We start from the raw sequence: 13779 nt of genomic DNA, 5'->3' as shown, positions 1-13779 counted from the left end.
GGCGCTCCGCCGTCCGCACCGCGCCGGGCGGGGCGGGGCGGGGTCCTGCTCCGGCACGGACGGACGATCTCCCGGGGCCTGGGTGTGTCGCCCGTCACCACCGTCCCGGGACGACGCACCCAGACCCCCGCGCGCGCCGCGGACGCTCGCACGTCCGACAGGCCGGGGAATCGTCGTCGCCGCCGGCCGGCCCGCGGGCTCCCCGGCAGTCGGCGCTTCCGCCCCGGTCATCGGAGCCGCACTCGGCAACGACCGTCTCGGCGCGCCGACTTGACCCGACCCGTCAGGTATCGGCCGCGCGTGGGCCGCTGTTGGTCAGAAGGTGTTGTCGGGACTAGGTCAACACGCTTCAATGCGGGGGAACTCGGGGCCGTGAACGACGGCGCACGGAAGCGGCTGCGTACGTACACAAGAACGTCGCCGCGCCGACGGGGTGGCCCCGAGGAGATCCCCACGCACGGTCTGACCAGCCGTTGCGAACACCCACAGAAAGGCCCCTGCATGCCGCACGCCACACAGCACGCGGACGTCGCCGCCGTCGTCGCCACCGCGGAACTGGACTCGGCCCTGCGAGGCGGCCCCTTCCATGTGGCCCTGCGTGCCGCGATCGCCGCCCGCGGGCTGCCGCTCCAGCGTGTGCAGCACCACCTGTCACGCCACGGGGTCAAAGTCGGCGTCACCAGCCTGAGTTACTGGCAGCAGGGGGCGCGCCGTCCGCAGCGCCCCGAGTCATTGCGCGCCGTCCGCGCCCTGGAGGAGATCCTCCAGCTGCCGGAGGAGTCGTTGATCAGGCTGCTCGCCGAGAGCGACGACAGCGCGACCGGCCAGCGCCCCGCCGCCCGCTCCTACCGCTCCCTCGTCGAGGCCTCGGGCGCCCTGAACCGGCTGCTCGCCGAGCTGGGCTCGCCCGTCGACGGTGGGCTGCACACCCTCGGGCACCACGAGCGGGTCCGGATCGGCGGGCACCGGGAACTCCTCGGACGCGAGTCGCACCACATCGTGCGCGCCCACAAGGACGGCGTCGACCGCTTCGTGGCCGTCCACCACGGCGACCCGGGGTGCGTGCCGGAGCGGATGCGGGTGCACGCCCTGGAGAACTGCCGGACGGGACGTGTCCGGCTGCACCACGACACCGGGGTGCTCGTCGCCGAGCTGCTCTTCGACACCCGGCTCCGGGCCGGCGAGACGTTCCTGTTCCGCTACGCCATCGAGGACGGCACAGCCGGCGTCTCGCGCGAGTACGTTCGCGGATTCGGCCCGGCAGGGGGCCAGTACGCGCTCCAGGTGCTCTTCGACGCGAACGCGCTGCCGGCCCGCTGCCACCGCTTCACCCAGCACTCGCCGGCCGCCCCGCGCAGCGGCCGCCAGGAACTGGCCCTCGCCGGGCTGCACCGCTCGGTCCACATCGTCGAGCCACGGGTGCGCAGCGGCATCGTGGGGATCGGGTGGGACTGGGAGTAGGCGGACTCCCCGGGGGCGGGAGCGCGGCTGCCGCGGGAGCGCCCTCCGGATCGGGTTCGGGCAGGACTGGGAGTAGGCGGACTCCCCGGGGGCGAGAGCGCGGCTGCCGCGGCAGCGCACCCCGGATCGGGTACCGGACCCAGGCCGGTCCGCTACCGCGCGTAAACGCTTGCGCAAGCGTTTACGCGCGGCGCCGGATGGGATACGTTCCCGGCCTGAAGGTATTGCCGGGAGGGAAGGGGGCGCCATGCCGACCATGGCCGACGTGGCACGCAGCGCGGGCGTCTCCGTGGCGACCGTCTCGCATGTGCTCAACGGCACCCGGCCGGTCCTCCCCCACACCCGCCAGGCCGTTCTGGACGCCGTGGACGAGCTGGGCTACACGCCCAACACCCTCGCCCGTTCCCTGGTGACGTCCCGCACCCGGTCCATCGGCCTCGCGGTGTCGGCGATCAGCAACCCGTACTTCACGGAGATCCTCCAGGGCGTCGAGGCCGAGGCCCTGCGACAGGGCTACAGCCTCCTCATCGCCGACCCGCACGACGACCCCGCCCATGAGCGCAAGGTCGTCCAGCTGCTGCACGAGCGGCGGGTGGACGGCATGATCATCGCGCCCTCCGCGGAGCCCGGGGACCTGCTCGCCTACCTCGACCGACACCGGGTGCCGACCGTGCTCCTGGACCGGGTGGTCGACGGCCCGCCGCACTTCGACCAGGTCTGCGCCGAGAACGCCGGCCCGACGAGCCGGCTGGTCACCCATCTCGCCGGGCTCGGCCACCGGCGGATCGGCGTGGTCGCGGGGCTGCCCGGGCTCAGCACCAGCGCGGAGCGGCTCGCCGGGTACCGGTCCGGCCTGACGGCCGCCGGGCTGCCGTACGACGACGGGCTCGTCGCGCACGGCGACTCCGAGGCGGCCGGTGCCGAGCGGGCGACCGCCGCCCTGCTGTCCCTCGCCGACCCGCCCACGGCCCTCGTCACGGCCAACAACGCGATGACCATCGGCGCCCTGCGCACCCTGCGCGACCGCAGTCTGTCCGTGCCCGGCGACCTCGCGCTGTGCTGCTTCGACGATTTCGCCTGGGCCGACCTCTTCTCGCCCCGGCTCACCGCGATCGCCCAGCCCAGCAAGGAGCTCGGCGCGGAGGCGGTCCGGGTGCTGCTGGCCCGCCTGGCCGCCCCGGACCGGCCGGCCCGGACCGTGCGCCTGCCCTGCGCATTCGTCCACCGCAGCTCGTGCGGCTGCGCCGAGGCCCCGGCCCGGACCGCGCCGCCCTCCCCCGCCGAGAAAGGAACCGACTCGTGATCGTCGTCGCCGGTGAGGCCCTCATCGATCTGGTACCGCAGGGTCCGGGAGCCCTGGCGGGGCTGACGCCGGCGCTCGGCGGCGGCCCGTACAACACCGCCGTCGCCCTCGGCCGCCTCGGCTCCCCCACCGCCTTCTGCTCCCGTACGTCGTCCGACGCGTTCGGCGAGGCACTGCTGGACGGGCTGCGGCAGGCGTCGGTGGACGTGTCGGCCGTCCAGCGCGGCACGGAGCCGACCACCCTGGCCGTGGCCACGATCGACGCGCACGGCTCGGCCGCCTACTCCTTCTACGTAGACGGCACCGCCGACCGCCTGTTCACGGCCCCCGAGCGGCTCCCAACCGGCACGCGCGCGGTGTCCTTCGGCACCTGCTCGCTCGTGCTGGAGCCGGGCGCGAGCGCCTACGAGGAGCTGATGCGGATGGCGGCGGCGCAGGGGGTGTTCACCGCGCTCGACCCCAACATCCGCGCCGGGCTGATCCCGGACCCGGACGCCTACCGGGCGCGGTTCAAGAGCTGGCTGCCGTCGGTGTCGCTGCTCAAGCTCTCCGAGGAGGACGCGCTGTGGCTGGGCGGCACTCCGCGCGAGTGGCTGGCCTCCGGCCCGTCGGCCGTGGTCATCACGCAGGGCGGCGACGGGCTGACCGCGTTCACCCGGGACGGGGGTGTGCACTCGGTGCCGGGCGAGGAGGTCGACGTCGTCGACACGATCGGCGCCGGCGACACCGTGAACGCGGCCCTGCTGCACGGCCTGTCCGCCCTCGACGCCCTGTCCGCAAAGGCCCTTGAGGCGCTGTCCCGGGACGACTGGGCGCGGCTGCTGCGGTTCGCGGCACGTGCGGCGGCGGTCACCTGCTCACGGGCCGGGGCGGAACCGCCGTACGCAGGCGAAGTGGCGGGGATCTAGCGGGCGTTCAGCCGCGGACCGCGCGCAGTGCGCCCGCGGCGTGCGGCCGTTGAGCCGGTCGAGGGCGGTGGCGGTGGCCTCGTCCGCCGGGAGGTGGACCATCACGCGCCGGCCGTCCTCCGAGAGGGCCGGCGTCTCGTACGGCAGACGTAGCCGGCCCGCCTCGGGATGGTCGACGAGGTCGGTGCCGAACCGGTGGGGCAGACAGCGAACCGCGGCGAGCCGGTCGGTGCGGACCGCGCCCGCGACGACCGTCAACTCGTCCGCCAGGGCGGCGACATGGGGATCGTGCGGGGATGCCTCGTGCCGCAGGTGAGCCACCTGTGCGTCGGCGAGGCGGTCCCAGTGGGGGTAGGCGGCGCGGGCCCGGTCGTCGGTGAACAGATAGCGCACGATGTTGGGCGGATGACCGTCGAGCAGACCGAGCGGGCGGGCGACGCACTCGTATCCGCGGGTGAAGGCGACGATGTCGCCGATCCGGTTGAGCAGCACGGCCGGGTGGGTTCCAGGCGGTCGAGGAGAGCCCGCACGGTCGGGCGCACGGTGTGGGTGGGGGCCACGGCCGAGGCGCAGAACACCTTGTCCGCGCCGGTCTGCTTGGCCAGTCGGCGCAGCAGGAACCGGTCGGGGCCGGGCAGCCGCAACGCGTCCCCGAGGGCGCCGAGCCCCTGGGGCGAGGGGTTGCGGTCGCGGCCCTGTTCCAGGCGGGTGAGGTACTCGACGCCGATGCCGGCGAGCGTGGCCGGCTCGGGGCGGCGCAGACCGGGGGTGCGGCGGCGGGGACCGGCGGGCAGTCCCGCGTCGGCGGGGGTGACGGCTTCGCGGCGGGTGTGCAGGAAGGTGCCCGACTCGTTGCCGCTCACCCCGCGAACGTACAACGCGGCGCACGGCGGAGGGTGGCCTTGCCACGACCACTCTTCGCCCGCTGCGCTCGGCCGTCAACTTCACCGTCCGCCACCTCGGGATCGCCAAGGTGCGCGGACGCTTCGCCGAGGTGACGGCCGCGCCGTACGCCGGTGAGACCGCTCGGTGCGGGTGACCGGGGAGGGCGAGGACTGGTCGATGGAGGGCGAGTTGACGATCGGGGACGTGACCTGGCCCATGACGCTCGCCGTCGCGTTCGGCGGCGTGGTGGACTCGCCGGTGGGTCGGCGCAGGCACGCCGGTTTCGAGGCGACGGGTGAGATCCGGCGCAGCGATTTCGGGCTGGATCTCGGGGCCGGGTTCCTGGGGGACGTGGTGAGGATTCAGCTGGACATGCAGTTCATGGAGCCGCGCTGGTGTCCTGAGTCAGTTCGCCGCCTCGCGCTCGGCCCACTGCGTGGTCTCCTGGCTCGCGAGCTTCTCCACCTGTTCGGCGAGCAGGAGTTCCGGGTTCTGGGCGGTCGCGTAGGGGCCGGCCTGCGCCAGGTACAGGTGCTCCTCGCGGCGCAGGCCCTCGCAGACCGAGCGGTAACTGATCCAGTTCTCCTGGTACTTGAAGAGCTGCTGGGCGCCTTCGACGACCGCGACCAGAGCGCCCATCAGCGCCGCGACCCAGTTCGGCGCGGAGGCCGCCACGGCGACGGGGATGCCCGCCGCGAGGATCAAAGTGGCCATCTTCAGGCGCCTGAACTGGTGTTGGGCGGACTCGCTCTTCTCGTCGAACCAGCGGATCTGGTCCTGCAGACGCTTCCACACGACGTCCGCGGGCCTTTCCTCACGGCGGTCCGGTGACGTGCTTCTGGATGCCGGGATGGCGGGTTCAGGCATGGATTCCCCCCTGCTGCAAGGCACTTGGTGCTTGATGCTCGGCGCTTGATGCTCGGCGCTTGATGCTTGGCGCTTGGCGCTCAGCGCTCAGCGCTCGGTGTTTCTGGCGCAGCATGGCAGCCCGGGAGCTGTCGATCAAAGAGCGGGGTGCCGGAACGGCGCCGGGAGGCGGCTCTGGGTGAGCCGCCTCCCGGTGTCCGGTGCTGTCCCGGTCAGGCCTTGCGGGCCCGCGCCGTCTTCTTCGCGGGGGCGGCCTTCTTCGCGGTCGTGGTCGTCTTGGCCGTCGCCGTCTTCTTCGCGGTCGACCCGGCCGCGACGGTCTTCTTCGCCGCTGCCGTCTTGGCCGTCGCCTTCGCGGTCTTCGTCGCCGTCCTGCGCGGGGCCTTCACCGAGGCTCCGTCGCTGATGCGGTCGGCGCCGAGGATCTCGCGGAGGAACTTGCCGGTGTGGCTGGCGGGGACCCCGGCGACCTCCTCGGGCGTGCCCTCGGCGACGACGAGACCGCCGCCCGCGCCGCCCTCGGGGCCCATGTCGACGATCCAGTCGGCGGTCTTGATCACGTCGAGGTTGTGCTCGATGACGATGACCGTGTTGCCCTTGTCGACCAGGCCGGCCAGCACCTTCAGCAGCTTGCTGATGTCCTCGAAGTGCAGACCGGTGGTCGGCTCGTCGAGCACGTAGACCGTGCGCCCGGTGGACCGCTTCTGGAGCTCGCTGGCGAGCTTCACGCGCTGGGCCTCACCGCCGGAGAGGGTCGTCGCGGACTGGCCGAGGCGGACATAACCCAGACCGACGTCGTTGAGCGTCTTCAGGTGGCGGTTGATCGCCGGGACGGCCTCGAAGAAGTTCATCGCTTCCTCGATGGGCATGTTCAGGACCTCGGCGATGGACTTGCCCTTGTAGTGGACCTCCAGGGTCTCCCGGTTGTACCGGGCGCCGTGGCAGACCTCGCACGGGACGTAGACGTCCGGGAGGAAGTTCATCTCGATCTTGATGGTGCCGTCGCCCGCGCAGTTCTCGCAGCGGCCGCCCTTGACGTTGAAGGAGAAGCGCCCGGGCATGTAGCCGCGGACCTTCGCCTCGGTGGTCTCGGCGAACAGCTTGCGGACGTGGTCGAAGACACCGGTGTACGTCGCCGGGTTGGACCGCGGGGTGCGGCCGATGGGCGACTGGTCGACGTGGACGACCTTGTCGACGAGGTCGTCGCCGTCCACGCGCGTGTGCCGGCCCGGAACGCTCCTGGCGCCGTTCAGCTCGCGGGCCAGGTGCGTGTACAGGATGTCGTTGACCAGCGTGGACTTGCCGGAGCCGGAGACGCCGGTGACCGCGGTGAAGACGCCGAGCGGGAACGAGACGTCGATGTCCTGGAGGTTGTTCTCCCGGGCGCCGTGCACCGTGAGCCGCCGGGACGGGTCGTGCGGGCGGCGGATGTCCGGCAGCGGGATGGCCTTCTTGCCGGACAGGTACTGTCCCGTCATCGACTCCGCGTTGGCGAGGAGCTCCTTCATGGAGCCGCTGTGCACGACCTTGCCGCCGTGCTCGCCCGCGCCGGGGCCGATGTCGACGACCCAGTCGGCGACCTTGATGGTGTCCTCGTCGTGCTCGACGACGATGAGCGTGTTGCCCATGTCACGCAGTCGGACGAGGGTCTCGATCAGCCGGTGGTTGTCACGCTGGTGCAGACCGATGGACGGCTCGTCGAGGACGTACAGCACGCCGACGAGGCCGGAGCCGATCTGGGTGGCCAGGCGGATGCGCTGGGCCTCGCCGCCGGAGAGGGTGCCGGCCGCGCGGTTGAGGGAGAGGTAGTCCAGGCCGACGTCGACCAGGAAGCGCAGTCGCTCGTTGACCTCCTTCAGCACGCGCTCGGCGATCTTCTTGTCGCGGGCGGTCAGCTTGAGCTCGCCCAGGAAGTCCGCGCAGTCGCTGATGGACATCGCGGAGACCTCGGCGATCGACTTCCCCATGATCGTGACCGCGAGGACGATCGGCTTCAGGCGGGTGCCCTCACAGGTGGGGCAGGGCACCTCGCGCATGTAGCCCTCGAAGCGCTCGCGGCTGGCGTCGCTCTCGGACTCGCTGTGGCGGCGCTTGACGAAGGGGACGGCCCCCTCGAAGGGCGTGGTGTACACGCGCTCGCGGCCGTACCTGTTGCGGTACCGGACCTCGATCTGCGTCTTGTGGCCGTGGAGCAGGGCCTTCTTGGCGCGCTGCGGCAGCCCGGCGAAGGGGATGTCCGTCCGGAAGCCGAGCGCGTCCGCCAGGGCGCCGATCAGCCGGCCGAAGTAGTCCTTGGTGTGGCCGTGCGACCAGGGGTGGATGGCGCCCTCGTCGAGGCTCTTGTCCTCGTCGGGGACGATCAGCTCGGGGTCGACCTCCATGCGCGTGCCGATGCCCGTGCACTCGGGGCAGGCGCCGAAGGGCGAGTTGAAGGAGAAGGAGCGGGGCTCCAGCTCCTCGAAGGACAGGTCGTCGTAGGCGCAGTACAGGTGCTCCGAGTACATGCGCTCGCGCTCGGGGTCGTCGGCGGGCAGGTCGACGAAGTCGAGCACGACCATGCCGCCGGACAGGCCGAGGGCGGTCTCGACGGAGTCGGTGAGGCGGCGCTTGGCGGAGTCCTTCACGGTGAGCCGGTCGACGACCACCTCGATGGTGTGCTTCTCCTGCTTCTTCAGCGTGGGCGGCTCGGAGAGCTGGATGGTCTCGCCGTCCACACGCGCGCGGGAGTAGCCCTTGGTCTGGAGGTCCGCGAAGAGGTCGACGAACTCGCCCTTGCGCTCGCGCACCAGCGGCGACAGCACCTGGAATCGGCTGCCCTCCGGCAGCTCCAGGACCTTGTCGACGATGGCCTGCGGCGACTGGCGCGCGATGGGCCGGCCGCACTCGGGGCAGTGCGGCTTGCCGATGCGGGCGAAGAGCAGTCGCAGGTAGTCGTAGACCTCGGTGATGGTGCCGACCGTCGAGCGCGGGTTGCGGGAGGTCGACTTCTGGTCGATCGAGACCGCCGGGGAGAGGCCCTCGATGAAGTCGACATCCGGCTTGTCCATCTGGCCGAGGAACTGGCGGGCGTACGAGGAGAGCGACTCCACGTAGCGGCGCTGGCCCTCGGCGAAGATGGTGTCGAAGGCCAGGGAGGACTTGCCCGACCCGGACAGGCCCGTGAAGACGATGAGCGAGTCGCGTGGCAGGTCGAGCGAGACGTTCTTCAGGTTGTGCTCGCGCGCGCCACGGACGATGAGACGGTCGGCCACGCCGGTCCGCACCTTTCTTGAGAGAAGTGACAGGGGCGAGGCCCCCGTGTCTTCTCACACTAGGGGGAGCCACTGACAACGCCGGTCGGATTCCCGAATGGGAGAACAATCCCGGACCATCCAGCATGCCCGACGCCACGACCGACCATATAGCACGCGCATTCGATTTACGGCACTGCTTCACCACCTTCACCCAAAGGTGTGGCGGAGCTAGGGTCAGCAGCATGATTGATCACGCGCATGACCTGGCGTCTGTACGTGACGCTACCGACCGGCTGCTCACCGGAGTCGCCAAGATGGACAACGCGTCGGTGGCCGAGCCGTCACGGCTTCCCGGCTGGAGCCGCGGCCACGTCCTCGCCCACCTCGCCCGCAACGCGGACGCCCTCGTGAACGTTCTGGAGGGCCGGCCCATGTACCTCTCCGGGGAGGCCCGGGACGCCGACATCGAGCGGGACGCCCCGCGCGCCCTCGACGCCCAGCTCGCCGACGTCCGCGACAGCGCCGCCCGCTTCCAGGAGGCGGGGGCGGTCCCGGCCGACTGGTCACGCACCGTGGAGCTGCGCAACGGGGTCACGGACTCGGCGTCCCGGGTGCCGTTCCGGCGGTGGGTGGAGGTGGAGCTGCATCATGTGGATCTGGGGATCGGGTACGAGCTGGAGGACCTTCCGGAGGAGTTCACCGAACGGGAGATCGAATTCCTCGCCGACCGCTTCGCCCGGCACCCCGACGTGCCGCCGACGCGCCTGACCGACGGCACGCGCGCGTGGCGCACCGGGCGGGAGGCGCAGGCGCCGGAGGTGGCGGTGACGGGCAGCCCGGCCGGTCTGCTCGGCTGGCTCGCCGGCCGCCGGGACGGCACCGGGCTGACGGTGACCGGGGGCCCGCTCCCGGCGCTCCCCCCGCTGTAGGACGTGAACGGTCTCCTGACCGCTCCCCGCTATAGGCTGCCGCCATGACGTACAGCGGACAGGTGACCGTCGGCGGCCCGGCCGACGTGCATGAGCTCAAGGACCTGATGATCACCAAGATCGCGGTCGGCCCGATGGACAACAACGCCTACCTGTTGCGCTGCCGGGCCACCGACGAGCAGCTGCTGATCGACGCCGCCAACGACGCGGACATCCTGCTCGGCATGATCGGTGACGACGGCATCACCTCCGTCGTCACCACCCACCAGCACGGCGACCACTGGCAGGCGCTCGCCCGGGTCGTCGAGGCGACGGGCGCCCGCACCTACGCGGGACGGGACGACGCCGCCGGCATCCCGGTGCCGACCGACGTCCTCGTCGACGACGGCGACACCCTCCAGGTCGGCCATGTCCAGCTCACCGCCCGCCACTTGGCCGGGCACACGCCGGGCTCGATCGCCCTGGTCTACGATGACCCGCACGGCCACCCCCACGTCTTCACCGGCGACTGCCTCTTCCCCGGCGGGGTGGGGAACACCCGCAAGGATCCTGAGGCGTTCGCGAGCCTCATCCACGACGTCGAGACGAAGATCTTCGACGCACTCCCCGACGAGACGTGGGTCTACCCCGGGCACGGCAACGACACGACGCTGGGCGCGGAGCGACCGCATCTGCCGGAGTGGCACGCGCGCGGGTGGTGAACGTCGGGGCGCACAGGGCGCTTTCGCCGGCCGGGCACACGGGCGCACGCACGCGCCCCGTGTGAACCCTTCGCACACGCCGGTGTCATCCGCACGCTCCCGGCCTGCGTTGTTGCGCGGTCAACTGGTGCCAGCCCCGCACAGGATGACGGCTCCTGCGCGGTACGGGCCGCCGGTCTTCCGATCCCCGCCCTCGACCGGCGGCCCCGGCGAGCCGCCCGCACAGGCGGCGTTCACGAGAACGCAACACCGGTTCCCAGTATGCGGACAAAAGCCGACGTGACCTCGACAAACGGGGCGACGTACTGCCAATCTCCCGCCATGCACCTCGCCCACCGCGCCCTGCGCCGCGCCGTAGCCGCCGCAACGACAGCCCTGCTCGCCACCGCCGTCGGCTGCGCCCCGCAGCCCGAGGAGGACTCGGCCGCCAAGCCCTCGGGGTCGGCGACGGGCGCCGCGTGCGCCAAGGGCAAGCTCGTGACCAAGACGTCCGGGAAGCTGACCGTCGCCACCGACGAACCCGCGTACGAACCGTGGTTCAAGGACGACAAGCCCGCCAACGGCGAGGGGTTCGAGTCCGCGGTCGCCTATGCCGTGGCGGAGCGGCTCGGTTACGACAAGAGCGCCGTCGTCTGGCAGAGCGTTCCCTTCAACAAGGCGTTCGCGCCCGGCGAGAAGACGTTCGACTTCGACATCAACCAGGTGTCGATCAGCGACGAGCGCAAGAAGGCCGTGGACTTCTCGTCCGGCTACTACGACGTGCGCCAGGCCGTCATCGCGCTGAAGGGCTCCAAGGCGGCGAAGGCGACGAGCATCGCGGATCTCAAGGGCCTCAAGCTGGGCGCCCAGGTCGGCACCACCAGCCTCGACTACATCGACGACGTCGTGAAGCCGACCCAGGACGCCGCCGTGTACGGCAAGAACGACCAGGCCAAGTCCGCGCTGAAGAACGGTCAGGTGGACGCCATCGTCACCGATCTGCCGACCGCCTTCTACATCACCGCGGCCGAGGTCACGGACGCCAAGATCGTCGGCCAGTTCGAGAACCAGGGCGGCACGCCGGAGCAGTTCGGTCTCGTCCTCGACAAGGGCAGCGCGCTCACCCCCTGTGTGACCGAGGCCGTGAACGCCCTGCGCGAGGACGGCACGCTGGCGAAGATCGAGCAGCAGTGGCTGTCGGACGCCGTCGACGCCCCGGTGCTCAAGTGACGCTCACCAAGGACGAGTCGGACGCCGGCACGCCTGACCCGGGCGACGCGTACACGCCCTCCGCGCGGCGGATCGAGCGCGAGCGCCACAAGCGCGCCCGTTCCCGCCGCGCCGCGGCGATCGCCGCGGTCTCGACGCTCGCCACGGCGGTCGTCCTCTACCTGGTCGTCGTCAACGCGCCCGGCTGGCCGCGCACCAAGGAGACCTTCTTCAACGGGCAGTACGCGCGCGAGGCGCTGCCCAAGGTCCTCGAAGGACTGTGGCTCAACGTCCGGCTGCTGCTGATCTGCGGCGTGGCCGTGCTCGTCCTCGGCATGCTCATCGCCATCGCCCGCACGCTGCGCGGGCCGGTGTTCTTCCCGCTGCGGGTGCTGGCCGCCGCCTACACGGACTTCTTCCGTGGGCTTCCGCTCATCATCAACCTCATGATCGTCGTGCTGGGCGTCCCCGCGCTGCGGCTCCAGGGCGTGACCGTCGACCCGGTGTGGCTGGGCGGCACGGCGCTGACGCTGACGTACTCGGCGTACGTCGCCGAGGTGTTCCGCGCCGGCATCGAGTCCGTCCATCCCTCGCAGCGCGCCGCGGCCCGCTCGCTCGGTCTCAGCAACCGGCAGGCGCTGCGGTACGTGGTGCTGCCGCAGGCGGTACGGCGCCAGGTGCCGCCGCTCCTCAACGACCTGGTGTCGCTGCAGAAGGACACCGGGCTGGTGTCGATCGGCGGCGCGGTGGACGCCGTACGGGCCGCCGACATCATCGTGGGCCGCAGCCTCAACTACACGCCGTACATCGTCGCGGGCCTGGTGTTCGTGGCGCTGACCATCCCGATGACCCGCTTCACGGACTGGGTGACGGCTCGGATGGACCGGCGGCGGGCCCAGGGAGGAATCGCATGAGTGACGCGGACGCGCCGGTGCTGCGGATGGAGGCGGTCCGCAAGACCTTCGGCGGCTCGGTGGTGCTCCGGGACGTCGATCTGGAGGTCGCCCCGCACACCGTGACCGCGCTGATCGGCGCCTCCGGTTCCGGCAAGTCGACGCTGCTGCGCTGCGCGAACCTCCTGGAGGAGATCGACGACGGCGCGATCTGGCTGGACGGCGAGGAGATCACCGACCCGCGCGTCGACCAGGACGCGGTACGCCGCCGTATCGGCGTGGTCTTCCAGGCGTACAACCTCTTCCCGCACATGACCGTGCTGGAGAACATCACCCTCGCCCCGCGCCGGGTGCACGGGGTGTCCCACGCGGAGGCCGAGGAACGGGGCAGGGAGCTGCTGGAGCGGCTCGGGCTCGGCGGGAAGGCGGGCGAGTACCCGGATCGGCTGAGCGGCGGCCAGCAGCAGCGGGTGGCGATCGTGCGGGCGCTCGCCGTCCGTCCCCGGCTGCTCCTGCTCGACGAGATCACCGCCGCGCTCGACCCGGAGCTGGTGGGCGAGGTGCTGAACGTCGTCCGTGACCTCAAGAGCGACGGCATGACCATGGTGCTGGCCACGCACGAGATGGGCTTCGCGCGGGACGTCGCCGACCAGGTTTGTTTTCTGGACGGAGGGGTGGTCCTGGAGCGCGGGACCGCCGAGCAGATCTTCGGCGACCCGCAGCAGGAGCGCACACGGCGCTTCCTGCGGCGGATCGTGGAGGCGGGGCGCCTGTAAGGGGCGGTGCAACGGCCGTGGCGCAGCGGCCGTGGTGTAACGGCCGTGGTGTAACGACCGCCTGCCAGGCCGACGGTCCTTACACGTCGGCCTGTGCCGCCCCCACCAGCGCGGCGACCCGCTCCACACCGAACACGTACCCCTGCACCCCGCAGCCCGCGATGACACCGTCGGCGCGCAGGGAGACGTAGGAGTGGTGGCGGAAGGACTCGCGCTGGTGGATGTTGGAGATGTGGACCTCCAACACGGGCAGTCCGTCACAGGTGTTGAGCGCGTCCAGGATCGCGACCGAGGTGTGCGAGTAGGCGCCGGGGTTGATGACGATCCCGCAGTGGTGGAGCCGCGCCTCGTGGATCCAGTCGACCAGCTCGCCCTCGTGGTTGGACTGCCGGAAGTCCACCGTGCCGCCGTGCGCGGCCGCCGCCTTGGCGCACAGGGCCTCGACGTCGGCCAGGGTGTCCTTGCCGTAGATCTCCGGCTGACGCTGCCCGAGCAGGTTCAGGTTGGGGCCGTTGAGGATCATGATCGGGGCGTTGGCCAGGGTGCGGGGCACGGTTCCTCCGGTCCGGTGAAGGGTGGGCGGCCCGTTGAAGACCGCTGCTCAGACCCGGTTTATCACGGTGCGACGACGCGGT

Annotated in this window: 11 protein-coding genes and 2 pseudogenes; 9 read left to right on the top strand and 4 right to left on the bottom strand. The window is 71.4% G+C overall.

The window, feature by feature from the left end; translation table 11 throughout:
• Positions 1-501 precede the first annotated feature (501 nt).
• From DI272_RS36860 to DI272_RS36850, 3 genes are all read left to right on the top strand, one after another.
• Positions 502-1461, top strand: coding sequence for a hypothetical protein (locus DI272_RS36860; protein WP_109499510.1), 960 nt, complete (start codon positions 502-504; stop codon positions 1459-1461).
• 247 nt (positions 1462-1708) lie between these two features.
• Positions 1709-2764, top strand: coding sequence for a LacI family DNA-binding transcriptional regulator (locus tag DI272_RS36855; RefSeq protein WP_109499509.1), 1056 nt, complete (start codon positions 1709-1711; stop codon positions 2762-2764).
• Entirely contained in the window at positions 2761-3672 is a 912-nt protein-coding gene (locus DI272_RS36850) for a carbohydrate kinase (RefSeq protein WP_109499508.1), read from the top strand. The genes DI272_RS36855 and DI272_RS36850 overlap by 4 nt, the downstream gene beginning before the upstream one ends.
• A gap of 7 nt (positions 3673-3679) precedes the next feature.
• On the opposite strand, the pseudogene DI272_RS36845 reads toward DI272_RS36850, so the two are convergent.
• A pseudogene (locus tag DI272_RS36845) lies at positions 3680-4535 on the bottom strand (helix-turn-helix transcriptional regulator).
• Between the two features lie 53 nt (positions 4536-4588).
• Between DI272_RS36845 and DI272_RS36840 the strand changes: the two are divergent.
• Positions 4589-4947 (top strand): annotated as a pseudogene (locus tag DI272_RS36840) (YceI family protein); the annotation flags it as partial.
• Positions 4948-4962: 15 nt separating this feature from the next.
• Here DI272_RS36840 and DI272_RS36835 read toward each other — a convergent pair.
• Together DI272_RS36835 and uvrA are read right to left on the bottom strand one after the other, a co-directional pair.
• A complete protein-coding gene (locus tag DI272_RS36835) occupies positions 4963-5424 on the bottom strand; it encodes a DUF4231 domain-containing protein (protein ID WP_109499507.1) in 462 nt (153 codons plus the stop codon).
• 212 nt (positions 5425-5636) lie between these two features.
• Positions 5637-8675 carry an excinuclease ABC subunit UvrA gene (gene uvrA, locus DI272_RS36830; RefSeq protein WP_109499506.1) on the bottom strand — a complete coding sequence of 1013 codons (3039 nt, stop codon included), beginning with the start codon at positions 8673-8675 and terminating at the stop codon, positions 5637-5639.
• Positions 8676-8899: 224 nt separating this feature from the next.
• Between uvrA and DI272_RS36825 the strand changes: the two genes are divergently transcribed.
• The 5 genes from DI272_RS36825 to DI272_RS36805 all read left to right on the top strand — a co-directional run bounded on the left by DI272_RS36825 (position 8900) and on the right by DI272_RS36805 (position 13144).
• Positions 8900-9586 (top strand): maleylpyruvate isomerase family mycothiol-dependent enzyme, encoded by a 687-nt coding sequence (locus tag DI272_RS36825; protein ID WP_109499505.1) that lies wholly within the window; start codon positions 8900-8902, stop codon positions 9584-9586.
• Positions 9587-9630: 44 nt separating this feature from the next.
• Positions 9631-10287, top strand: coding sequence for an MBL fold metallo-hydrolase (locus DI272_RS36820; RefSeq protein WP_109499504.1), 657 nt, complete (start codon positions 9631-9633; stop codon positions 10285-10287).
• A 321-nt stretch (positions 10288-10608) separates the two neighbouring features.
• Positions 10609-11496 carry an ABC transporter substrate-binding protein gene (locus DI272_RS36815; RefSeq protein WP_109499503.1) on the top strand — a complete coding sequence of 296 codons (888 nt, stop codon included), beginning with the start codon at positions 10609-10611 and terminating at the stop codon, positions 11494-11496.
• A complete protein-coding gene (locus DI272_RS36810) occupies positions 11493-12389 on the top strand; it encodes an amino acid ABC transporter permease (protein WP_109499502.1) in 897 nt (298 codons plus the stop codon). The genes DI272_RS36815 and DI272_RS36810 overlap by 4 nt, the downstream gene beginning before the upstream one ends.
• Positions 12386-13144, top strand: a complete 759-nt coding sequence (locus DI272_RS36805; protein WP_181387437.1) for an amino acid ABC transporter ATP-binding protein — start codon at positions 12386-12388, stop codon at positions 13142-13144. The genes DI272_RS36810 and DI272_RS36805 overlap by 4 nt, the downstream gene beginning before the upstream one ends.
• Before the next feature lie 79 nt (positions 13145-13223).
• On the opposite strand, the gene aroQ is transcribed toward DI272_RS36805, so the two are convergent.
• Positions 13224-13697 (bottom strand): type II 3-dehydroquinate dehydratase, encoded by a 474-nt coding sequence (gene aroQ, locus DI272_RS36800; RefSeq protein ID WP_109499501.1) that lies wholly within the window; start codon positions 13695-13697, stop codon positions 13224-13226.
• Between the last annotated feature and the right edge of the window lie 82 nt (positions 13698-13779).

This window comes from Streptomyces sp. Act143, assembly GCF_003143935.1.
In the GTDB taxonomy this organism is placed as follows: domain Bacteria; phylum Actinomycetota; class Actinomycetes; order Streptomycetales; family Streptomycetaceae; genus Streptomyces.
This window is presented reverse-complemented; position numbering and strand designations above follow the sequence as displayed.